The 22,396-nt window shown below is 59.3% G+C and carries 16 protein-coding genes and 1 CRISPR repeat array (1 of these 17 cut by a window edge); of the genes, 8 read left to right on the top strand and 8 right to left on the bottom strand.

The features are described from left to right. Positions 1-2,582: a CRISPR direct-repeat array (repeat unit 37 nt; unit sequence GCATCACCCGGCCAATTGGCCGGGTGCGGATTGAAAC) (it extends 316 nt beyond the left edge of the window). 3 nt (positions 2,583-2,585) lie between these two features. The 6 genes from EI185_RS14655 to acs form a co-directional block, all read right to left on the bottom strand. Beyond that, a complete protein-coding gene (locus EI185_RS14655) occupies positions 2,586-3,707 on the bottom strand; it encodes a 3-deoxy-7-phosphoheptulonate synthase (protein ID WP_124705896.1) in 1,122 nt (373 codons plus the stop codon). Between the two features lie 102 nt (positions 3,708-3,809). Beyond that, complete coding sequence (locus tag EI185_RS18240) at positions 3,810-4,169, bottom strand: DUF2934 domain-containing protein (RefSeq protein ID WP_223247867.1); 360 nt, start codon at positions 4,167-4,169, stop codon at positions 3,810-3,812. A 185-nt stretch (positions 4,170-4,354) separates the two neighbouring features. Beyond that, positions 4,355-5,830, bottom strand: a complete 1,476-nt coding sequence (gene tldD, locus EI185_RS14645) for a metalloprotease TldD (protein ID WP_124705895.1) — start codon at positions 5,828-5,830, stop codon at positions 4,355-4,357. 63 nt (positions 5,831-5,893) lie between these two features. Next, complete coding sequence (locus tag EI185_RS14640; protein WP_370685776.1) at positions 5,894-6,823, bottom strand: carbon-nitrogen hydrolase family protein; 930 nt, start codon at positions 6,821-6,823, stop codon at positions 5,894-5,896. Between the two features lie 46 nt (positions 6,824-6,869). After that, positions 6,870-10,679 carry a YhdP family protein gene (locus tag EI185_RS14635; protein ID WP_124705893.1) on the bottom strand — a complete coding sequence of 1,270 codons (3,810 nt, stop codon included), beginning with the start codon at positions 10,677-10,679 and terminating at the stop codon, positions 6,870-6,872. A gap of 173 nt (positions 10,680-10,852) precedes the next feature. Next, positions 10,853-12,823 carry an acetate--CoA ligase gene (gene acs / locus EI185_RS14630; RefSeq protein WP_124705892.1) on the bottom strand — a complete coding sequence of 657 codons (1,971 nt, stop codon included), beginning with the start codon at positions 12,821-12,823 and terminating at the stop codon, positions 10,853-10,855. Between the two features lie 61 nt (positions 12,824-12,884). On the opposite strand from acs, the gene glnE reads away from it, so the two are divergent. From glnE to EI185_RS14615, 3 genes are read left to right on the top strand one after another with little or no spacing between them, the layout of a single operon-like run. Then, entirely contained in the window at positions 12,885-15,560 is a 2,676-nt protein-coding gene (gene glnE / locus EI185_RS14625; RefSeq protein WP_124705891.1) for a bifunctional [glutamate--ammonia ligase]-adenylyl-L-tyrosine phosphorylase/[glutamate--ammonia-ligase] adenylyltransferase, read from the top strand. Between the two features lie 56 nt (positions 15,561-15,616). Then, positions 15,617-16,537: a branched-chain amino acid transaminase gene (locus EI185_RS14620; protein WP_189836423.1), complete on the top strand. Its 921-nt coding sequence runs from the start codon at positions 15,617-15,619 to the stop codon at positions 16,535-16,537. A gap of 10 nt (positions 16,538-16,547) precedes the next feature. Further along, the gene (locus tag EI185_RS14615) at positions 16,548-16,754 is read left to right on the top strand and encodes a zinc-finger domain-containing protein (RefSeq protein WP_124705890.1); all 207 of its coding nucleotides are present in this window, start codon (positions 16,548-16,550) and stop codon (positions 16,752-16,754) included. A gap of 101 nt (positions 16,755-16,855) precedes the next feature. Here EI185_RS14615 and EI185_RS14610 read toward each other — a convergent pair whose 3' ends face one another. Then, complete coding sequence (locus EI185_RS14610) at positions 16,856-17,068, bottom strand: hypothetical protein (RefSeq protein WP_189836422.1); 213 nt, start codon at positions 17,066-17,068, stop codon at positions 16,856-16,858. Positions 17,069-17,243: 175 nt separating this feature from the next. On the opposite strand from EI185_RS14610, the gene EI185_RS14605 reads away from it, so the two are divergent. Together EI185_RS14605 and EI185_RS14600 are read left to right on the top strand one after the other, a co-directional pair. Then, the gene (locus EI185_RS14605) at positions 17,244-18,296 is read left to right on the top strand and encodes an AI-2E family transporter (protein ID WP_124705888.1); all 1,053 of its coding nucleotides are present in this window, start codon (positions 17,244-17,246) and stop codon (positions 18,294-18,296) included. A 146-nt stretch (positions 18,297-18,442) separates the two neighbouring features. Continuing rightward, a complete protein-coding gene (locus EI185_RS14600) occupies positions 18,443-18,859 on the top strand; it encodes a PRC-barrel domain-containing protein (RefSeq protein ID WP_124705887.1) in 417 nt (138 codons plus the stop codon). 111 nt (positions 18,860-18,970) lie between these two features. Here the strand turns inward: EI185_RS14600 and EI185_RS14595 are convergent, their stop codons facing one another. Further along, positions 18,971-19,336 carry a COG4315 family predicted lipoprotein gene (locus tag EI185_RS14595; RefSeq protein WP_124705886.1) on the bottom strand — a complete coding sequence of 122 codons (366 nt, stop codon included), beginning with the start codon at positions 19,334-19,336 and terminating at the stop codon, positions 18,971-18,973. A gap of 249 nt (positions 19,337-19,585) precedes the next feature. Between EI185_RS14595 and queD the strand changes: the two genes are divergently transcribed. From queD to EI185_RS14580, 3 genes are all read left to right on the top strand, one after another. Continuing rightward, positions 19,586-20,032: a 6-carboxytetrahydropterin synthase QueD gene (gene queD, locus EI185_RS14590; protein WP_124705885.1), complete on the top strand. Its 447-nt coding sequence runs from the start codon at positions 19,586-19,588 to the stop codon at positions 20,030-20,032. Between the two features lie 268 nt (positions 20,033-20,300). Then, the gene (locus tag EI185_RS14585; protein WP_442267873.1) at positions 20,301-20,858 is read left to right on the top strand and encodes a YbhB/YbcL family Raf kinase inhibitor-like protein; all 558 of its coding nucleotides are present in this window, start codon (positions 20,301-20,303) and stop codon (positions 20,856-20,858) included. 379 nt (positions 20,859-21,237) lie between these two features. Then, positions 21,238-22,257, top strand: a complete 1,020-nt coding sequence (locus EI185_RS14580; RefSeq protein ID WP_124705884.1) for a molybdate ABC transporter substrate-binding protein — start codon at positions 21,238-21,240, stop codon at positions 22,255-22,257. Positions 22,258-22,396: the final 139 nt, after the last annotated feature.

Below are 22,396 nucleotides of genomic sequence, written 5' to 3'. Positions count from 1 at the left end.
ATTGAAACATCGCCGTCGTGCCGCGCAGCAGCTCGCGGTTCAGCATCACCCGGCCAATTGGCCGGGTGCGGATTGAAACCATCTGCGAGTTTTCGTAGTGTAGCAAAAAATATTGCATCACCCGGCCAATTGGCCGGGTGCGGATTGAAACAACGTGCGCCGACGGCTAATCGGCGCTTTGTGATGGCATCACCCGGCCAATTGGCCGGGTGCGGATTGAAACCAGGTCAGCCAGATTTCCGAGTCCGGCTCGCGGATGCATCACCCGGCCAATTGGCCGGGTGCGGATTGAAACACTCCTGCGAAAATCCACTCGACGTGCTTAGCTAGCATCACCCGGCCAATTGGCCGGGTGCGGATTGAAACTTTGCGGTAGGTCAAGCGCATCACGATACCGGATGCATCACCCGGCCAATTGGCCGGGTGCGGATTGAAACGATTGTGCGGTCAGGGTCGAGCATTTCGGCCTGGGCATCACCCGGCCAATTGGCCGGGTGCGGATTGAAACGTGGTTGGCCTTATCTGGTGGGCCATTGCGGCGCTGCATCACCCGGCCAATTGGCCGGGTGCGGATTGAAACTTTGGTCTGGATCGTGGCAATCAAATCCGTGACCGCATCACCCGGCCAATTGGCCGGGTGCGGATTGAAACGACATACAGGCGGATCTGGTTGAGCAGATCGCCAGGCATCACCCGGCCAATTGGCCGGGTGCGGATTGAAACCGGGATGGGTGTTTCCACCAGCGCGGGCGGCACGGCATCACCCGGCCAATTGGCCGGGTGCGGATTGAAACGGTGATGCTGTCCCAGTTCAGCGCCTGCACCTGCGCATCACCCGGCCAATTGGCCGGGTGCGGATTGAAACATCCATGCGGAATCACCATTTCGCCCACACCCCGGGCATCACCCGGCCAATTGGCCGGGTGCGGATTGAAACCGGCGTTTGCAGCGTTTCCACGCCGCGTACATCGCGCGCATCACCCGGCCAATTGGCCGGGTGCGGATTGAAACAAACTCAACCAGACTGACAGGAGAACCAAAAATGCAAAGCATCACCCGGCCAATTGGCCGGGTGCGGATTGAAACGCAAGCGCGGCAATCTCAAGCGCGGATAACGCCCGCATCACCCGGCCAATTGGCCGGGTGCGGATTGAAACTGCAAGGCATCCAGCGCCCATACCAGCCGGTGCCGCATCACCCGGCCAATTGGCCGGGTGCGGATTGAAACCAGCCTGGCCTACAAGATCGACCGCAAGCTGACCGCATCACCCGGCCAATTGGCCGGGTGCGGATTGAAACGCCGCTGGCCTGGTCGGTGCGCAGCGCCGCCACGCATCACCCGGCCAATTGGCCGGGTGCGGATTGAAACACCAGGCGGCGCTGATTGCATTCGGCGCACACCCGCATCACCCGGCCAATTGGCCGGGTGCGGATTGAAACATTTTGGCGATGCGAGGCGAGGATCTCGGTCTGCGCATCACCCGGCCAATTGGCCGGGTGCGGATTGAAACATAAGACCGACTTGTTGTAAAACCTCGCTGAAATGCATCACCCGGCCAATTGGCCGGGTGCGGATTGAAACTTTACACTACTGATTCAAGCCACGTTGATGTTATTGCATCACCCGGCCAATTGGCCGGGTGCGGATTGAAACTTAAAACGAGAACTCCTGCTGTTCCAGCGTGAGAATGCATCACCCGGCCAATTGGCCGGGTGCGGATTGAAACAATTTTGAAGCCTCGGAATGCTTCTGACCTTTTTGCATCACCCGGCCAATTGGCCGGGTGCGGATTGAAACCGTTCTGGGACGTAGATGAGGCCCACGATTTACGCATCACCCGGCCAATTGGCCGGGTGCGGATTGAAACCCTCATCCGTACGCGCCACACGAACCGGTAAGCAAGCATCACCCGGCCAATTGGCCGGGTGCGGATTGAAACACTTTGTTCAGTTCCATTTCATTCTCCGCGCTTAAGCATCACCCGGCCAATTGGCCGGGTGCGGATTGAAACGGTCGGCCATCCTGGCGTTTCCTCGTCTTTCCTGGCATCACCCGGCCAATTGGCCGGGTGCGGATTGAAACCGGTGGTTGTGCATTCTCTCAAGCCATGCCGGGGGCATCACCCGGCCAATTGGCCGGGTGCGGATTGAAACATGAGAAACAGGGGAAGGAAACCGGGCACCGGGTGCATCACCCGGCCAATTGGCCGGGTGCGGATTGAAACCAGCGCCGCCGCGTTGCGCTTGCGCTGCTGGGTGGCATCACCCGGCCAATTGGCCGGGTGCGGATTGAAACTGGATAACGTCCCCGGCCTTGCTGAAAAACCCATGCATCACCCGGCCAATTGGCCGGGTGCGGATTGAAACGGCAAGCGCATGATTGTCGCGCATGTGCTGAATGGGCATCACCCGGCCAATTGGCCGGGTGCGGATTGAAACATGAATTTGCGCTGTTGGGTAGCGCAGAAGCCGCGCATCACCCGGCCAATTGGCCGGGTGCGGATTGAAACTGCTGGTTGGCATTGGACTGGATGTAGGCCAGTGCGCATCACCCGGCCAATTGGCCGGGTGCGGATTGAAACAAGTCAGGTACTTGGGTATTTTTGCCGCAACGTCAGGCGCTTCTCATACGCCTCGCGCGCGATCGCCACATCTTCGAGAAAATACGGCAGTTCCGGCAGCGTCAATGCCTGGGGCCCATCCACCAGCGCGGACGCGGGGTTCGGATGGAAGTCCACCAGGATCATGTTGGCGCCGGCGATGACGCCTTGCGCCACGACATGGGCGATGTCTAGCATGCCGTCCGGTCCGGCTGCGCGCGTGCCGACCGAGTGCGACGGGTCGATGCACACCGGCATGCGGGTCAGGCGCTTGACCACCGGCACGTGGGCGAAGTCCACCAGGTTGCGGTGCGGGTCGCCCATGTTGGTTTTCATGCCGCGCAGGCCGAACACGACTTTGCGGTTGCCTTCGCTGGCCAGGTATTCGGCGGCATTGAGCGATTCGTCCAGGGTAATGCCGAAACCGCGCTTCAACAGCACCGGGAAGCGCTGCTGGCGTCCGACAATTTTGAGCAATTCGAAATTTTGCGTGTTGCGCGTACCGATCTGCAGCATCACGCCGGTGGGATCGCCGGTCTGGTGCAGCGCCTCGAAAATCTCTGCCATGTGCGATTCATGGGTGATCTCCATGGCGATGACCTTGATGCCGTATTTGCCGGCCAGCTCGAATACGTAAGGCAGGCAGTCCTTGCCGTGTCCCTGAAATGCATAGGGATTGGTGCGCGGCTTGTAGGCACCCATGCGCGTGCAGACCTGGCCATTGTCGCGCAGTACCTTCATCATTTGCTCGACGTGCTCGGGGTTATCTACCGCGCACAGCCCGGCAAATATGTTGAGGTTGTCCTGGCCGAAGCGCACGCCGTTGTATTCAAAATGGCTGGGGCGCGGGTCGTTGGCCTGATGGCGTCCGAGTACGCGGTATTCTTCGGATACCCGCACCGCGCGCTCTACCCCCGGCAGGCTTTGCATGTAGTCCATTGCCAGCCCGGCGGTGCTGCCGATCAGGTAAATCTCGGTGAGCAGTTGCGTCGCGCCCTGTTCTTCATGTACGCGATACTGGATACCCGGCAACTTGTCCAGATAGCCCATGAGCTGCTGGTAAGCCGAACTGTCCGAGCGGGTATTGGGAGTGAGGATGAGGATCATGCTTTACACGCCATTCGATAAAAGCACGATTGTAGCCTAACCCGGCTGATGGATGATCCGTCCAGCCTCGATTTGATCTTTCAATCGGATGAAAACTGCCGGCTATTTTTTCAGCAGGGCAACGATCTGCATTTCCGCCTGCGCCCAGTCTGCAGTCGGATCACCTGGCGCAAAACTGCGACGCTCGGCAATGTAGTAGGCCGCTTCGGCAATCATGCGATAGCGCTGCTCGGGATTGATTGGGAGCATGGGTGCCTTCACACTGCGTTTGGCTGCCGGAGCCTTCTCAACGGGGGCGGCCATTTTAGCCTTGGTCACCTTGGGCTCGGCGGCTACCACAGCCTTTGCTGCCGATTTGCCGGTCGCAGGCTTTGCAGTTTTTGTTTTGGCTTTGACTTTGGTTTCGGCAGCAGTGGATGCCGTTTTGCCTGATGCTTTGGTTTTTTCTTTGGACTCGGCCATGAATATTCTCCATTTGATTAAGCAGGGAGCTTACAGACTGCGTTTGACAGTCAGGTTAAAACGACGCTGAACCTGGTAACAGCAATTTGCATACCGGGGGTTCGCAGCGCAGTTGCGGCGCTGCTGGGTGGGGCAACATCCGGACCCCGCACCACGTCCGTGCATCCATGCACGCTTTGTGCGCGTCAGGCGGTGCCGCCCACCGTCAAACCATCAATGCGCAAGGTTGGCTGACCAACGCCGACTGGCACGCTCTGGCCTTCCTTGCCGCAAGTACCGACACCCGGGTCGAGCGCCATGTCGTTGCCGATCATGGAGACGCGGGTGAGCACATCGGGACCATTGCCTATCAAGGTAGCACCTTTCACCGGATAGGTAATTTTTCCATCCTCGATCATGTAGGCTTCGGCCGCGGAAAACACGAATTTGCCGCTGGTGATGTCCACCTGCCCACCGCCGAAGTTCACCGCATACAGGCCGTGCTTGACCGAGGCAATGATCTCGGCCGGATCCTTGTCGCCATTGAGCATGTAGGTGTTGGTCATGCGCGGCATCGGGATATGGGCAAAGGATTCACGCCGCGCATTGCCGGTAATCGGCACCCCCATCAGACGCGCGTTGAGGGTGTCCTGCATATAACCCTTGAGCACACCGTTTTCGATCAGCGTAGTGCACTGAGTGGGATTGCCTTCGTCGTCCACATTGAGCGAACCGCGCCGGTTCATCAGGGTGCCGTCGTCCACCACCGTCACGCCGCTGGCGGCGACGCGCTCGCCCACACGCCCGGCAAACGCCGAACTGCCCTTGCGGTTGAAGTCGCCTTCCAGGCCGTGGCCGATCGCCTCATGCAACAGAATGCCCGGCCAGCCCGCACCCAGCACTACCGTCATGCTGCCCGCCGGGGCTGGCTTGGCAGCCAGATTGGTGAGCGCCTGATGCACCGCCTGTTCGGCATATTTTTTCAGCATCGCATCGCTGAAATACTCATACCCGAAACGTCCGCCGCCGCCGGCCGAGCCCTGCTCGCGGCGGCCATCCTGCTCGGTAATCACCTGCAACGACAGCCGCACCAGCGGACGCACGTCGGCAGCCTGGTGCCCATCGGAGCGCGCAATCAGCACCACGTCGTATTCCGACGCCAGGCTCGCCATGACTTGCGTGACGCGGCTGTCGATGGCGCGCGCATAGCGCTCCAGCTTCTCCAGCAGCGCGACTTTTTCTGCGTCTTTCAGGGTGGTGAGCGGATCCAGCGGCTGATACAGGGCATGGCCGCCAGGACGCGCCACCGCATGCGACTTGCGCACTGCACCGCTCTTGGCGATGGCACGCGTGGCTTCCGCGGCGGCGAGCAAGGCCGGCTGGCTGATGTCGTCGGAATAGGCAAACGCGGTTTTCTCGCCGGATACGGCACGCACCCCCACACCCTGCTCGATGTTGAAGCTGCCGGATTTGACCTGCCCCTCTTCCAGGCTCCAGCCTTCGGAGCGCGTATATTGAAAATACAGATCGGCGTAGTCCACATGATGGTCCATAAGCCGCCCGAACACGCTATCAAGCTGGCTGGCGTCGAGCTGGTTGGGCACCAGCAGGGTTTCATGCGCGGTCTGAAACAGCGTCTCCGGGTTGGGGATCAGTACGCCGGTGAGTGTGGAAGTCGTCATGGAATACGCCTGTGAAGTGAGTAGGGTTAGATGGTGACGAAGCGCCAGCGTTCAAGCTATTTACTATTTAATCGCCTTGCCTTGAATCTGGATATGACTGCAATCCAGAGTGCGATGTTTCAATGCAGGGAGGCTTTTTCTCAGGCTCGCCTGATAGGCTGGATTAATACCCGCCATGACCACGCCCGAGCCGCGCGGCAGGCGATCCAGCACCACTCCCCACGGGTCGACGATCATGGTGTCGCCATGCGTCTCGCGGCCGGACAAATGATAGCCGCCCTGCGCGGGCGCGATGACGTAGGCCAGATTCTCTATGGCACGTGCACGCACCAGGGTTTCGAAATGCGCCTTGCCGGTGGTGGCGGTAAATGCCGACGGCACCAGGATGATGTCCACGTCGGGCATGGCGCGATACAGTTCGGGGAAGCGCAGGTCATAACAGACGGACAGCCCGATACGGCCAAATGGCGAATCCAGCACCACAATCCGGTCACCGGCTTCGATGGTTTTCTCTTCCTGATAGTGTTCGACGCCCAGGTCGAGGCCGAACAGGTGAATCTTGTCGTAGCGCGCCACCAGCTTGCCCTTGTCGTCGTACACCATGCAGCTGTTGCGCACTTTTTTGGGGTTGTCGCAGGCCATCGGCACGGAACCGCCTACCAGCCAGATCTTGTGTTTTTTCGCGGCAGTCGCGAGAAATTTCTGGATCGGGCCCTTGCCCTCCTCCTCGCGTGCGGCAACCTTATCGGTGTCCTTGTTACCCATAATCGCGAAAAACTCGGGCAGCGCCACCAGTTTTGCGCCGCCGGCTGCGGCCAGTGCGACGAGCCGTTCGGCTTCCGCCAGATTGGCGCTGACATTGGGGCCGGAAGCCATCTGGATGGCAGCCATGCGGATGACGCCGGGCGCAGTTGCGCGTGCCGGTTTGGCCACGGCAGTGCGGCTTTTGCGTTTGGCAAAACTGGATGTGGATTTACTGTTTCTTTCGGTCACTATTCTCTCCATGCTGCCGCCCTCGCGGCAGTTCACTCAATCTGGCTCAAGGCGATAATTCTCCGCCCTTGGCCTCACGGTCAACCCGCTTGACCACCGGATCAGACCACGCGCCGGTAACGCTGTATTCAAACGTGGCCGCCTGGCCGAAGGGATCCTTCAGTAATTTTTGCACGGCCAGCGCGCCCAGCCCCACGACCGGACCGCCAATCAGGGTACCTGCCAGCGCCACGCTTTCGCTCAGTTTTGGGGATACCGCCACGCGCAACTGCTGGGTCTCGGTATTGATATTCACCATACCGCTCATGCGCACCTTGGCAGAGGGGCCCTGCATGCTGAAATCGTCACTGTAAACCACGCCACGACTCAACCTCATGGTACCGGAAATCTCATCGAAGGCGAACCCGTCGCTAAACACATCCCGGAAATCCAGCCCGATGCGACGCGGCAATGCCTGCAGGCTGAGCACTCCTAACAGCTTGCCAATACCGGGGTCTACCTTGGCAAACTGGCCACTGCTGGCCTTCAATGCAAACGTGCCGGACAACGAGGGAATGGCGATATCCGCGGGTGTGCCGTTCCACTCGCCCTCGCCATCCAGCGTTGCCCGGCCGCGCTTGACCAGGCCAGGATGATCGAAACGTCCAAGAAACTTGCCCACATCATTCACTTCAAGGTGAATTTTGGCCTGGGTCTGCGGAATGCGGTCAGGATTCCATATCCCTTGCATGGTCAAGGTACTGTCCGGGTGAGACAGGCGAATGGATTCAAAATCAAGACCGTCACCCTGCGGCGTGGCAGTGACCTGTAATTGACCGAGCGGACGATTTCGCAACTGCAAATTATCCACGCTGATATCCAGCGCCGGCAGGCTGCCATTCTGTGAGGATTTCACGCCGTCTGCAGGCAGGGCCGCCGGGATGTCCAGGGTTTTGAAATGCGCACTGAGTTTGTCCTGCGGCCGGCCAGCACCGGCATCTGCGGGTTGCCATGTCACCTCGCCATTGACCCCCTGTCCGGCTACGTTGGCCCGCCACGTGCCGCTCTGGTTGCGTGCATTGATGTTGATATCCTGAAAACGGTGACCAAACAGGTCGAGCGTACTGAAGTTGAGATTGACCCCGGCCAAGGGTGGCAACCCGCCCGCACCAGCTCCAGCCGCCGAGAACTGATTGCGCCAGCGATCCAGACCAGACAGGGGTAGCGAGCCTGTAATCCATAGTCCGCTCTCCTGCGGGAGTGCCGCCTCGCCGCCAAAACGCAATGCACCGCGTTCGAACACCGGTTGGCCGTTTTTCAGTGTTTGTAACAGCAACGCCGAAGCCACCTGTCCATAATGGATCGACAGCAGCGATTCACCCGCTGCGCGCAGGGTTTTTTTCACGCGCAGCGGCTGGCTCTCCGCCGCCGTCTTGGCAAAAGGCGGCGGCAAATCGGATGCCATGCCCACCAGATTTGATTCAAAATCAGCTTCGGTCTGAAGATGGCGCAGATTGATCGTCGCGTGCCAGTCCGCCGTGCCGCGCAGATGGTTTGCCAATGCCGGGGTCAGAAAGCTTTTTAGCCCGGCTGCACTCATGCGGCCCTGGGTAACCAGGCGCGTTATCCCACCCGGCTGGCTGGTCGCTGAAATCGTAGCGGGCCCGCCCAACAGTTGAACGCTGATGTTTTGCGCCGCAATGCCGGTGTTGGTGAATTGCAGCCGGCCGCGGATATTCTGCAATGGCGGCATGCCGACAGGGGTCAGCGTATTGCCGTCGAAAGTGAGATCGCCAGCCACCGTGACGTCGTGCGCATGGTGCAACGGCACTTTCAGATTCAGACGCAACCGGCTGTTGCCGGTGGCACCCATATTGTTGGTGATGCCGTCTATTAATTTTGTCACTGGACTGGTATTGACAAAGCGCACGAACGCGTCCGTAGTCCCGCGCGCCTCACCGTTCACCTCCAGCATCGGGTTCCCATTGAACAAGTCAGGAACTATTGCGCTTACCCGGCTGAGTGCCACGCCATAGATGTTCGCCTGGTTCGAGGTAATTTCCATACGCTCGCCGCGAAACAGCAGATTCCCCTGTATGCCTTCGATCCTGGGCCAATCCGGCGCGTATTGCAGCACCCCATTTTCGATCCTGGCAGCCACTTCGAATAAACCATCACGCCCGCCCCGGAAAGGAAAGTGCGCAAGATCTCCTTTCAACCGCACGCTCATATCGCGAGCCTGCCCACCCTGCAATGCCGTTTGCAGCCACTGATCCGTGTGCTCATTGACTGTCACGGGAAGATAACGATAAACCTGACGCGCATCCAATCGACCCAGACGCGCGGTCAAATCGATGTTTCCCCGCTGCCCCGGTTGATACTGATATTCGCCAAACGCACTGCCTGACAGATCGGTATTGGCGAAGCTGGCTTCGGTGAGTTTGAATAGATACCCTTGCTTTTGCTCGCGCCAGTTCATTTGTGCTGTCAGGGTAGCCAGCGCCACGTCTGCTACGGGCAGCACGCGCGGCAGCGCCAGCATCACATTGCTGCTATTGATCGACAGCGTGCCATTGCTTCGCGTTGCATCGATATTTCCGGACAATCCCGCGGCCCCGGGCAAACTCCCCTGAGCCTGCCAGCCGAGCCGAGTAAAACGGCCTTTGACCTGGTAATCGAGCGGCATATGGTCGGCACTGCCGCGCCACGCCAGCGTGAATTTCTCCAGTTGGCCGCGCGGCTGCAAATCTGTCAGGCGCTGGCGTTGCGTTGCATCCAGCGGCAGATAGGGTGCCAATGCCGCCAGCCGCTCGAGCTGTATATTGTTCGTATCAATACGGCCGCCGCCCGGCAGGTTCGCTTTGGCCGGATCCAGCCTCAGCGTGAGGTCGAACGGCGCCACATAGACAAAATTCGTTGTGCGTAAACTCAATTGTTTGACCGCAAACGACTGCGCCAGTCCCAAGCGCTTCCAGATGGTGCGCCCGGATATATTCGCCAGTTTCAGTACCGGCAAATTCGGCGCGAACTGTACCGACACCTGGCGCAGGGAAGCATCCACCGTTGCGGCAATCACTTGCTTGCTGGCCACATCCAGCCACACGCGCAGGCCGCCGTAACCCTGGCTGATGGCATACGGCAGCGTCAGCCATTGGCGCCACTGGCCGAGATCGGTACGATCCGCACGAGCGTATATCTGACCATGCCAACTGGCCAGATCATCCAGGCTGCGCCCGCTGAAATCGCCCCGTATATCAAGTGGCTGGGCAAGCTGTTCGGGGGGGATGGCTGTCAAGCGAAAACGGTGCCTATGGCCGCGATTTTGCAACGTCAGGCTGACATCGCGCGCCACCAGATACGGCGCGCCGCGGCGTGCGTCGTCCCACGCCAGCGTGGCATGATTGACCTGGATATTCCGCTGCGCCAGCAGCCAGTCGCCAAACCCGCCGGATGAACCGGACTGGTTGAGCAGGATACCGGCCACATGAATGCCCTGCATGTCGCGCCGGATGGTGAGCACCACATCGTCCATGGTGAGCGAGGCCAGGCGCAGCTCGCCATGCAGCAGCGATGTCCACGACAGCACCGCGCGCACATCGGCCAGAAACAGTGCCGGGCGCCCGTCCGCACCAAACACGCGAATGTCGCGGATGCGCAGGTGCGGATGCAGGCCTTGCCAGTTGGCATTGATTTCGCCCAGCGTGACGCGCTGCCCGGCGCTGTGACTGATGGACGCGGCAATGTCATCACGCCAGCGGTCGATGTCGGGCAATATCCACAAACGCAACAACAAAACCAGCGCCACGAACAGCAACGCCAGCGGCAGAAACACATAGTCAACGCCACGCCTGATCCAGCGGCGGCTAAAAGCAATCATGCTGAAATACCCAATACCGTCATGTCGCTACCATCATTAGAAAATAACCCGCAGGACAGGATTGACAGGATGGTTCGAGAAAAATTTGGCAGGTTCTGTCAATTCCGGGAAATACTGTCCTCAATTTGTCCTTTCTATTGGCGTCACGTCGGCTGACTTGCAGGCTTGCTAACTCACCGCACCGCTTCCTTGAGTTGTTCCAGAATCGCCGGATTCTCCAGCGTGGACACGTCCTGGGTAATTTCCTCGCCCTTGGCGATCGCGCGCAGCAGGCGGCGCATGATCTTGCCGGAGCGGGTCTTGGGCAGATTGTCGCCGAAGCGGATTTCATCCGGCTTGGCGATGGGACCGATCTCCTTGCCGACCCAGTCGCGCAGTTCCGCGACGATTTTCTTCGCCTCGTCACCGGACGCACGCACTCCCTTGAGCACAACGAAAGCGACGATTGCCTCACCTTTGATGTCGTGGGGCTTGCCCACCACGGCGGCTTCCGCCACCAGCGGATTGGCCACCAGCGCCGATTCGATTTCCATGGTGCCGAGGCGGTGGCCGGACACGTTCAGCACATCGTCGATGCGGCCCATGATCCAGTAATAGCCGTCGGCATCGCGGTGGGCGGAATCCCCGGCGAGATAAATTTTGCCGCCCAGTTCCTCGGGGAAATACGCTTTTTTGTAGCGTTCCGGGTCGTTCCACAGGCTCCGCAATTGCGACGGGAATGGACGCCTGATCACCAGATAGCCGCCCTGCCCCAGCGGCACACTGCCGCCGTGCTCGTCCACCACATCGGCCATGATGCCGGGCAACGGCAGGGTGCACGAGCCGGGCTTGGCCGCCACCGCGCCGGGTAGCGGCGCGATCATGTGCGCGCCGGTTTCGGTCTGCCACCAGGTGTCGGTAACCGGGCAACGGTTTTGGCCGACCGTCTCGTAATACCACATCCACGCTTCCGGGTTGATCGGCTCGCCCACCGTGCCCAGCAGGCGCAGGCTGGAAAGGTCGTAGTTTTTGGGCAAATCCGCGCCCAGCTTGATCAGCGAACGAATCGCCGTGGGTGCGGTGTAGAACGTGGTGACCTGGTGATTCTGGATTATTTTCCAGAAGCGCCCGGCATCGGGATAGGTCGGCACGCCTTCGAAGATCACTTCGGTCATGCCCAGCGCCAGCGGGCCATATGCCACATAACTGTGGCCGGTAATCCAGCCCACGTCGGCGGTACACCAGAACACATCGGTATCCGGCTTGGCGTCGAACACCCACTGCATCGACAGGATCGCGCCCAGCAAATAACCGCCCGAGGAATGTTGCACGCCCTTGGGATGGCCGGTGGAGCCGGACGTGTAGAGAATGAACAGCGGGTGTTCGGCATCCACCCATTCCGGCTCGCAAGTCTGCGCCATGCCGTTTACCAGATCGTGCCACCAGATGTCGCGCGCGGCGTTCCATGCGCTAGCGTCGCCGCTGCGCCGGTACACCACGACAGCTTCCACGCATTCGCAACCGCCCAGCGCAATCGCCGCATCCACCGCCGACTTCAATGGCACGGTCTTGCCGCCGCGGATACTGCCATCCGCCGTCACCACCAGTTTGGCGCCGGCATCGCGGATGCGCTCATGCAGCGACTTGGCGGAAAAACCGCCGAACACCACCGAATGAATCGCGCCGATGCGCGCGCAGGCCTGCATCGCCACCACCGCCTCCACGCTCATCGGCATATAGATGATGACGCGGTCGCCCTTTTGCACGCCGCGCGATTTCAGGCCATTGGCGAACGCGCACACCTGGTTGTACAGTGCCTGATAAGTGACCCGCGTCACCGCGCCGTCGTCGGCCTCGAAAACCAGCGCGGTCTTGCCGGCCTTGTCCGGCAGGTGGCGGTCGAGACAGTTGTAGGAAACATTCAGCTCGCCGTCGTAAAACCACTTGTAGAATGGTGCATTGGATTCATCCAGGGTTTTGCTGAAATCTTTTTTCCAAGTGATGCTGGCGCGCGCCATATCCGCCCAGAAGCCCTCATAATCCGCCGCCGCGCGCGCAGTCAAGGCCTGGTAGCCGTCCATGCCCGAGACGTTGGCCTGTGCCTGGAATGCGGCAGAAGGCGGAAAAATGCGTGTTTCCTGCAAAATGGATTCGATATTGGCCATGCGGGGCTCCTGAATTATTCTGATACGCAGTACAAAAAACCATTTTAACCCGAAGCACACCATGCCCGCACATCACATGATAGAACGCGCCGCCTCTCATTCACATTATTTGACGCGTCTGCTGGCTGCAGATGCGCAATTCGTCCACAGCCTCGCCCGCGGACTCGATCGACCATTCGACGCGGATACCATGCAGGCGCAGTTGCAGGCTGCCGCGCCCGGCGACGAGGCCGCGCTCAGCACCGCACTGCGCAAATTGCGCCAGGCGGTAATGGCACGGCTGATTGTGCGCGACCTCGGCGGCCTGGCGGACTTGGCCGAAGTCATGGGCACCTGCACCGATCTGGCCGAAACCACACTGCGGTTCGCCCTCGCCCACCACAGCGCCTGGCTGGCGCAGAAACACGGCATGCCGAAAAATCCGGACGGCAGCGACATGCAACTGGTGGTGGTGGGGATGGGCAAGCTGGGCGGGCGCGAGCTGAATGTCTCGTCGGACATCGACCTCATCTACCTCTATCCGGAACAGGGCGAAACCACCGGCGCCAAGCCCATTTCCCACCACGATTTTTTCATCCTGCTGGGCAAAAAGCTCGGCCTGGCGATTTCCGACCTGACCGCCGACGGCTTCGTGTTCCGCGTGGACATGCGTCTGCGTCCATGGGGCGATGCCGGGCCGCTGGCGATGAGTTATGCCGCATTCGAGGACTACCTCGTAGCCCACGGCCGCGAGTGGGAACGCTACGCGTGGATCAAGGGACGCGCGTTGACCGGCACCCGGCTGGCGGAACTCGACCAGATCATCCGCCCGTTCGTGTTCCGCAAGTATCTGGACTTCAATGCCTTTGCCGCGATGCGCGAACTGCACACGCAGATCCGCCGCGAAGTCATCCGCCGCGACCGTGCCGACAATATCAAACTGGGGCCGGGCGGCATCCGCGAAATCGAATTTATCGCACAGGTATTCCAGTTGATCCGCGGCGGCCGGGTGCCCGTGCTGCAAACCCGCTCGCTGCTGGCGGTGCTGCCTCTGCTGGCGGCGCGCGGCCTGTTGCCGGAAAACGTGGTGGCCGAGTTGCAGGCGGCCTATGTCTTTTTGCGCAATCTGGAGCACCGCCTGCAATACCTCGACGACGCGCAAACCCAGATGCTGCCGACTCAACCGGACGACCAGACGCGCATCGCCACCAGCATGGGATACACCGATTACCCGGCTTTTCTGGCCGCGCTCAACGCCCATCGCAGCCAGGTGTCGCGCCACTTCGACCAGGTATTCGCCGCCCCGCAGGCGGACGGCGGCAGCCACCCGCTGGCCGGGCTGTGGCAGGGCGCGCTGGAAGACGCCGATGCGCTGGCGACCCTGGCCGAGCTTGGCTACAGCGTGCCCTCCGAAGTCTGCAACCGCCTGCGCCAGATCCGCTCCAGCACCCGCTATACCACCTTGCCCGCCAGCAATCGCGCGCGCTTTGACACGCTGATGCCGGCGCTGATCGAAGTCGCTGCCGGTTGCAGCCCGCCCGATGCCACGCTGGCGCGCATCCTCGATCTGCTGGAAACCGTGGCGCGGCGCGATTCCTACCTGGCGCTGCTGGTGGAATACCCCGCCACCCTGCAGCGCGTGGCCGCGTTGTGCGCAGCCAGTCCGTGGGCGGCGCAGTATCTGGCGCGCAACCCGATGCTGCTGGACGAGCTGCTCGACACCCGCGTGCTTTACGCAGCACCGGACTGGCCGGCGCTGGGCGACGAACTGCAAACGCTGATGGACACCCACAGCGGCGACACCGAACGCCAGATGGACGCCATGCGCCAGTTCCGTCAGCGCGTCACCTTTCACCTGCTGGCGCAAGACCTGGCCGGCGTGCTGGCGCTGGAGACCCTGTCCGACCATCTCTCCGACCTGGCCGCGCTGATTCTGTCGGCCACCCTGCCGCTGGCGTGGGCAGGCGTGCGCAATCGCCACCGCGCTACGCCAGCCTTTGCCGTCATCGGCTACGGCAAGCTGGGCGGGCGCGAGATGGGCTATGCTTCCGACCTCGACCTGGTGTTTCTCTACGACGACCCCGCGCCCGCAGCCGCCGAGCACTATGCGCGCCTTGCCCAGCGCATCAACACCTGGCTGGGCAGCACCACCTCCGCCGGCATACTCTACGAAACCGACCTGCGCCTGCGCCCGGACGGCGCGGCCGGCCTACTGGTCAGCAGCGTCGAGGCATTCAGCCAATACCAGCACGGCCACGCCTGGACCTGGGAACATCAGGCGCTGACCCGCGCCCGCTACGTGGCGGGCGACACTGCCGTGGGTGCCGCGTTCGAGCGCATCCGCTACGACATCCTCACCCAGCCGCGCGACCCCGCCAAACTGCGCGAAGACGTGCTCGCCATGCGCCGGAAAATGCATGACGGCCATCCCAATCGCAGCGATCTGTTCGACCTCAAACACGACGCCGGCGGCATCGTGGACGTGGAATTCATGGTGCAATACCTGGTGCTCGCCCACGCTGCGCACCATCCCGAACTCACCCGCAACAGCGGCAACCTCGCGTTGCTCAGGCTTGCTGCCGGGCTGGAACTGATTCCGGCCGGCGACGCTGAGGCAGTGCGCAACGCCTACCGCGAATTCCGCCGCCTCCAGCATGCGTTACGCCTGCAGAGCGCGCAGACCGCACGCACCGAGCCGATGCAAGTCGCTGACCATGCTGCAGCGGTCAGGCGGCTCTGGGGCACACTTTTCGGATAACCGGCGCGCGCCGAATCGGTTACAATTTCTCTTTACAAGTCTTTGGAGTTGCTGCAATGTCAATGGCGGACCGCGATGGTTTTATCTGGTACGACGGCAAAATGGTGCCCTGGCGCGACGCCACCACCCACGTCCTCACCCACACCCTGCATTACGGCATGGGTGTATTCGAAGGCGTGCGAGCCTACAAAACCGACCAGGGTACCGCGATTTTCCGCTTGCAGGAGCACACCGACCGCCTGTTCCGCTCGGCCCACATCCTCGGCATGAAAATGCCGTTCGACAAAGCCACCATCACCGCTGCCCAGCTCTCCGCCGTGCGCGACAACAAGCTCGAATCCGCCTACCTGCGCCCGATGGCGTTCTACGGCGCAGAGGCCATGGGCATTTCCGCCAAGACCCTGTCCACCCACGTCATCGTCGCCGCCTGGACCTGGGGCGCGTACATGGGCGCAGAAGCGCTGGAGCACGGCATCCGCGTGAAGACTTCGTCGTTTGCACGCCACCACGTCAACGTCACCATGTGCAAGGCCAAGGCCAACGGCAACTACATGAACTCCATCCTGGCGCACCAGGAAGCCGCGCAGGACGGCTACCAGGAAGCGCTGCTGCTGGACGTGGACGGTTTCGTTGCCGAAGGCTCGGGCGAGAACGTATTCATCGTGCGTAACGGCAAGCTCATCACCCCCGACCTGACCAGCGCGCTGGAAGGCATCACGCGCGACACCATTGTGCAACTGGCCGGTGAAATCGGCCTGCAAGTGGTGGAAAAACGCATCACCCGCGACGAGGTATACAGCGCCGACGAAGCTTTTTTCACCGGCACCGCCGCCGAAGTCACGCCGATCCGCGAACTCGACAATCGCGCTATCGGCAATGGCTCGCGCGGCCCCATCACTACGCAATTGCAGAAAATGTACTTCGATTGCGTGACCGGCAAAGACCCGCAACACACCGGCTGGCTCAGCTACATTTAAGGGACGCATCATGGCTCAAGTGCTACACGAAAATACCCAGCGCATCATCGAAGTCAGCAGCAGCGATCTGCCGCTGCATTGCCCGATGCCGAACATGGTTGCCTGGGACTCGCACCCGCGCGTGTTCCTGCCGATCGAAGTCAAAGGCGAAGCGCTATGCCCCTACTGCGGCACCATGTACGTACTCAAGGGCGGCGCGATGGGACATGGGCACTGACATACCCCGCAAGGATGCGCACTGTCAAACAAGCTATAGACAGGATTAACAGGGGCGCGCTCAACCACAGCTTGGAGATAACACATGAGTACACGAAATGTTTACTTCTTGATAATTGGTGCGCTATTGCTGGTCGGGCTCGCAATATTCTGGTCGCCGACTGCTCGGTCCCAGATCAACGCCACGCCCAGCTGGGTACCCATTGGCGTCTCTTCGAGCGGAAATACCAGCACTGTCTGGTTCCATGAGCCATCGTCACGCCAAACATTGGCGTGCCAGACGATCGCTGCACAAGGTTCCGGCATAACAGGCATTAAATGCGTTACTGCCAAGTTGCCTTGAAAACGCGCCCTGGCCTTTAGGTCAGCGGAGGTCCGACCGCAGTCCGCCATGGGACTTCGATTACCTGGCCGGATCGTGGCATATTCAGGCGCAGGCTGGTCGAATCATCCCGCCATAAACTGGCCCAACGTTTCCCAAGGAGTAAACTTGGACCACTATACCAGGGACTTCGTGATCGTCGTCGCTGCCCTCTGCGCCCTCGCCCTGTACGGCATGCTTGCGCCCTTCTGGGGGGCGCTGGCCTGGAGCATCTGTCTCGCTTACCTGCTGGCGCCGATGCAGAACTGGCTGATGCGCAAACTGAAGGGACGTGCCAACCTGTCGGCGGGGATCATCACCGTGCTGGTGCCTGTCCTGCTCGCGGGCCCACTGCTCAGTCTTGGCGCGGCATTCGCGAATCAGGTCGCGGCTCTGGCCGTGCGCCTGCAACAACAGCCGTTGCGCTTCAACACCAGTCTGCTCGCGCAACTGGAACACAACCCCTTCATAGGCAGCGTTGCCGAGTGGCTGCGCCATAACCTCGCCGCTACAACCGAACAAATTGATGCCTGGCTGGTCAGCGGCGCTCAGATGTTGCTGCAGTCACTGGCGGCCAGAGGGGGTAACTTCGTGCTCAGCGCCATGACCACGTTCGTCCACTTCCTCATGATGCTATTCCTGCTGTTCTTTCTGCTGCGCGACGGCCGCCAGATGCTCGACCGCGTGGTGCGCCTGGTGCCGATGGAACCGCAGCGCAAGAGCGAGTTGCTCAAACTGGTTGGCGACACGACCCGGGCCGTGGTCTACGGCGAGGTCTTGACCGCCCTCTTCCAGGGCGCGTTGGTGGGTATCGGCTTCGCTATCGCAGGGTTGCCCTCATCCGTCGTGTTCGGCGTGCTGGCGGCGGCTTTTGCGCTGCTGCCGGTGGGCGGCACGGCCATCGTATGGGTGCCGACGGCCATTTTCCTGGCCGCCACTTCACAGTGGGATGGGGCGATCTTCATGTTGATCTGGGGCACCGGCGTGTCAGTCTCCGACAACCTGGTGCGGCCGCTGCTGATTTCGAGGCGGGCGCCGGTGTCGACACTCGCCGTATTCGTCGGCGTCATCGGCGGCGTCTCAGCCTTTGGTATGATCGGCGTGATCATCGGGCCGGTACTGCTGACCGTCATTGTGGCACTGCTACGGTTCCTCGACGAGAGGTTGTCGCATCAGCCCTGACACATGAACAGCAGAATGATCTTGCCCCAGCTTTCTTAAGACTCCTTGGATTGGAAAAAAATTTCTGCAGGCAATGTGAGGGATCGAACAGACCATACGCGTCTTCAAACTTATGCTGGAATCTCTTACTTAAAGGAGAAACCCTAATGAGTTATCTTGATCGCGATACGTATGGCATGTATAAATCTGGCGATGCAACCGGCCCAGGCCCATCCCTGATGGGCGCCGATACTTTAATAGGCGAAGATGTCTATAACCATAGAGAAGAGGATCTCGGGGACATCAAGGAAATCATGCTGGACATGCGCAGCGGTAAAATTGCCTATGCGGTGTTGTCATTTGGCGGATTTCTTGGTATGGGCGAAAAATTATTTGCGGTCCCCTGGAATGCCTTGACTCTGGACACCGTGAATAAGCGTTTTATTTTGAACGTGGAAAAGGAACGCCTCAAGGACGCGCCTGGTTTTGATGAGGACCACTGGCCAAATATGGCCGACACCACTCGGGCAACGGGTATCCATAACTACTATGGCACTACCCCCTATTACGACGATCCCATTTAATCTTCACTGATCTGCACCATTCAAGACAGCTCCCAAAATGCCTGTGCCGGATAGACAAGCATGATGGGAGTTTTTTTCATGTGAAGGCCATGTTTAAATCAGGTATTGCAATTACTTGATCACGTGCCACACGTCTTTAACGTTATCACCCAGCTTGTCGCCGGGTTTTTGGTCCTTGGCGAACAGGTATACCGGCTTGCCTTTATAAGCCAGCTGCTTGGTCCCATCATCGCGGGTGATGGCAGAATAGTCGCCGCTCAAGCTACCGGTTGCTGCGACCGGCGGCCACAGTGCGGCACACGGGCCATTGCAGGCGCTTTTGCCGCTATTGGCGGCGTCTTTGTCGAAGGTATAAAGTGTCATGCCGGCGCTGTCTGTTAACACGCCACCCGACATCATGGTTGGCTGATAGCTGGCGCAGCCCGCAAAGGCCAGGGCGAGCAGGGCAGCGACCAGATATTTTGCGATACGATACATTTTTCTCTCCTTTAAATTGAAGTACAGGGTCTTGCAAAGGAATTAACAGACAGCCAGCCTGTTTTATTCTGCAAGCAGATAAATTTAATTTGGCTTGATCCAGTCAAATTCCGGCCCTGCATCGTGCGCTAGAGGAAAAAGGGTCGCCCGGTTGACGCTCTGCGCAAGTGCGCTTATGGTGACAAGGTCAATACCAGCGCCAACAAGATATAATTCGCAACTCATCATCCGCTCACGACCGACATCCACATGCTTATCACCCGCCGCCTGGAATTCGACGCCGGGCATCGTATCCCCAACCACACCAGCCAGTGCAAGCATTTGCACGGGCATCGCTACGCGATAGAAATCACGCTGTCCGGCGACATCATTACAGCCGAAGGACAATCCGCGCAGGGCATGGTGATGGACTTCTCCGACGTCAAACGCATCGCCAAGGAGCAATTGGTGGACGCGTGGGATCACGCATTCCTCGCGTATCGCGGCGACAAGGTGGTGTGCGACTTTCTGGCGAGCTTGCCGAACCACAAAACCGTTATTCTCGAAGTTGTGCCGACGGTTGAAAATCTTGCGCAAATCGCTTTCGACATTCTCAATCCCGCCTACCGTGATACGTATGGCAACCACCTGCGCCTGAAACAGGTGCGCATCTACGAAACACCCAACAACTGGGCGGATTGCATGCCAGGGGAATGATTCTGGAAAAAACAGTTGGTCCACGAAAGACACGAAAAACACGAAATTGGTAAGCAGGCATTTCGCAGTAAGGAAAGCTCGCAAAATATCCAATGAGATCGCAAGCAGTAACGCATCACGAAAAGGATTAACGACCTATTCAAGGCAATTTTTCGTGTCTTTCGTGTTTTTCGTGGATAAATGGCTTTTTTGGATAAACACGGTGGCAAGTTAACCAGGATAAATCCTTCATTTTTTCATCTTGTTTTTTATGTCCTAGAATGGATAGATGAAAAATGGAAAATTCATGGCCGCATTGTGTGCCCTGGCGTTGGTGCCAGCGACATCCCTGTGTCTGGCTTCGGAGGGGAATTCGAAAATGGGCTTGACCATCACCTCAACCGCATTCGCGCACCATGGCGCCATCCCCAAACACTACACCTGCGATGGCTCGGATACTTCTCCGCCGCTGGCATGGAGCGGCGTACCTGCCAACGCGAAGAGCCTGGTGCTCATCGTTGACGACCCCGACGCGCCCGATCCGGCCGCTCCGCAACGCACCTGGGTACATTGGCTGCTCTACAATCTGCCCGTGACCAGCACTGGCCTTACGGAAGGGATAACAGCACTGCCGGCCGGCACGCTGGAGGGGAGCAACGACTGGAAACGCACCGGCTACGGCGGTCCGTGCCCGCCGATCGGGCGCCATCGCTACTTTTTCAAACTCTATGCGCTGGATGAGGCACTGCCGAATCTCAATCATCCCGGCAAAGCTGCATTGGAAAAAGCAATGCAGGGGCACATTCTGATGCAGGCCGAACTCGTCGGCCTGTACCAGCACCACTGATGCGAGACACGGGAACTGTCGAGGCCATGCGGCTGCATATCTGCAGCCGATTTCATTCCGAAATCAGCCTGAGGAGTTTTTTATGCAAGCGTGGGGGAATACACAAGCCATACAGCTGACCGACCCTTTTGACAGCACCGAACCAAAAGGCCAGAAGTGTGGGTCGAGCAGCTAATGACACAATGCAAATATTCCACGACGCAGTAACCGATGTGGGTGGATTTCTTTCTTGAAGTTCTGCTACGCTTGCCCACGGTCTGGCACGGCGCGATTCATGCTTGTTGCGTCATCCCGACCTGACATTTTTCACACTATCATTTCACTTCCCTGTTTCAGGGAAGTTCGAGTGTATCTAAATCAAACTTGAAGAGGCTTAAACATGAAGCTGAGCAAATTACTTGCTGCATTAGTGATCCCCGTATTCACCCTGGGCGCTGTCGCCGTGTCTGCCGCATCGGATGCCGAGAAACCGGCTCAGGTGAATCCGGCAGCACAGAAACTTGAGCCCATTCCTGCCGACAAGGACGAAGACCTGCGTGTTTTTTACCCTGACGGCAAGGTCGTCAAGGGCGAAGCGGCTCTGGAATTGATGAAGACCGGGAAAACCGGATTCAATATATGGCTGGCAGGCAACCAGTTCTTTGCCATGGAAGAGGTCATCCATGCCTTCCAGAAGCAGCATAAGGATGTAGTGGGTGTAATCACGATGCCGCCCGGAAAAGTAATGAACGCAGTCCTGAAAGGCGGCTGGGTTTATAAGGACAAGGAATATGCCATGACGCCTGACGTATTCGGCATGGTCGACATGGGTTCCATGCAAAAACTCAAGGAAGCCGGCAAGGGCAAGGATTATGTGACCTACATGCATAACCAGCTGGTGCTGATGGTAGCCAAAGGCAACCCCAAGAATATCAAGGGTATCGCCGATCTGGGGCGCCCCGACCTGCAAGTCATGCTTCCCAATCCCGTCACCGAGGGGATCATGAAGTTTTATGCAAAAAAAGTGCTGCAGAACGATGGCCTGTGGGACAAGCTCTCCGCTGGCAAAGAATGCCAGTCCTGCTATGGCGCACCTAATGTCTACTTCACCTCAGTACACCACCGCGAAATTCCGGATGGCATCAACGCCGGCAAGGTGGATGTGGGCATCGTCTGGGCAACCGAATATCAGAATGCCATTGCCCACCATGCACCGGTGAGCGTCGTGAATCTGCCTGAAAAAGACAGCATGAAAAATGAAGTCAATTACTTTGCCGGCGATGTCACTGGCGCGCCGCATGCCAAGGCCGCTGCGGAATACCTGAAATTCCTGGGAACACCTGCTGCCCAGGATGCCTACGCCAAGTTCGGCTTCATCAAGGCCACAAAAGAAGAGCTTGAAGTCCGTGCAATCAAGTAACATCGCTTGAAAGAGTCGGGCAACTTCTACCTTAGGACCGTTGCCCGAGGGTGTAAATAATTTTGTGTAAACGGTCATTAGGCAGGAGACTGCCACCTCCAAAGGAAAACCATGACCAAACGCAAAGTAGTACAGCCCG

Origin of the sequence: Sulfuriferula multivorans (genome assembly GCF_003851125.1) — a bacterium.
Lineage (GTDB): Bacteria > Pseudomonadota > Gammaproteobacteria > Burkholderiales > Sulfuriferulaceae > Sulfuriferula > Sulfuriferula multivorans.
The sequence above is the reverse complement of the archived record's forward strand: the minus strand, read 5'-3'. Positions and strand labels throughout refer to the sequence as shown.

Coding starts and splice junctions, on each gene's coding strand:
- EI185_RS18240 (WP_223247867.1), bottom strand. CDS start 4,169: ATGGCCGAGTCCAAAGAAAAAACCAAAGCATCAGGCAAAACGGCATCC.
- EI185_RS14600 (WP_124705887.1), top strand. CDS start 18,443: ATGAGTTATCTTGATCGCGATACGTATGGCATGTATAAATCTGGCGAT.
- EI185_RS14620 (WP_189836423.1), top strand. CDS start 15,617: ATGTCAATGGCGGACCGCGATGGTTTTATCTGGTACGACGGCAAAATG.
- EI185_RS14615 (WP_124705890.1), top strand. CDS start 16,548: ATGGCTCAAGTGCTACACGAAAATACCCAGCGCATCATCGAAGTCAGC.
- tldD (WP_124705895.1), bottom strand. CDS start 5,830: ATGACGACTTCCACACTCACCGGCGTACTGATCCCCAACCCGGAGACG.
- EI185_RS14595 (WP_124705886.1), bottom strand. CDS start 19,336: ATGTATCGTATCGCAAAATATCTGGTCGCTGCCCTGCTCGCCCTGGCC.
- EI185_RS14585 (WP_442267873.1), top strand. CDS start 20,301: ATGAAAAATGGAAAATTCATGGCCGCATTGTGTGCCCTGGCGTTGGTG.
- queD (WP_124705885.1), top strand. CDS start 19,586: ATGCTTATCACCCGCCGCCTGGAATTCGACGCCGGGCATCGTATCCCC.
- EI185_RS14635 (WP_124705893.1), bottom strand. CDS start 10,679: ATGATTGCTTTTAGCCGCCGCTGGATCAGGCGTGGCGTTGACTATGTG.
- EI185_RS14580 (WP_124705884.1), top strand. CDS start 21,238: ATGAAGCTGAGCAAATTACTTGCTGCATTAGTGATCCCCGTATTCACC.
- glnE (WP_124705891.1), top strand. CDS start 12,885: ATGCCCGCACATCACATGATAGAACGCGCCGCCTCTCATTCACATTAT.
- EI185_RS14655 (WP_124705896.1), bottom strand. CDS start 3,707: ATGATCCTCATCCTCACTCCCAATACCCGCTCGGACAGTTCGGCTTAC.
- acs (WP_124705892.1), bottom strand. CDS start 12,823: ATGGCCAATATCGAATCCATTTTGCAGGAAACACGCATTTTTCCGCCT.
- EI185_RS14610 (WP_189836422.1), bottom strand. CDS start 17,068: ATGCCTGTTATGCCGGAACCTTGTGCAGCGATCGTCTGGCACGCCAAT.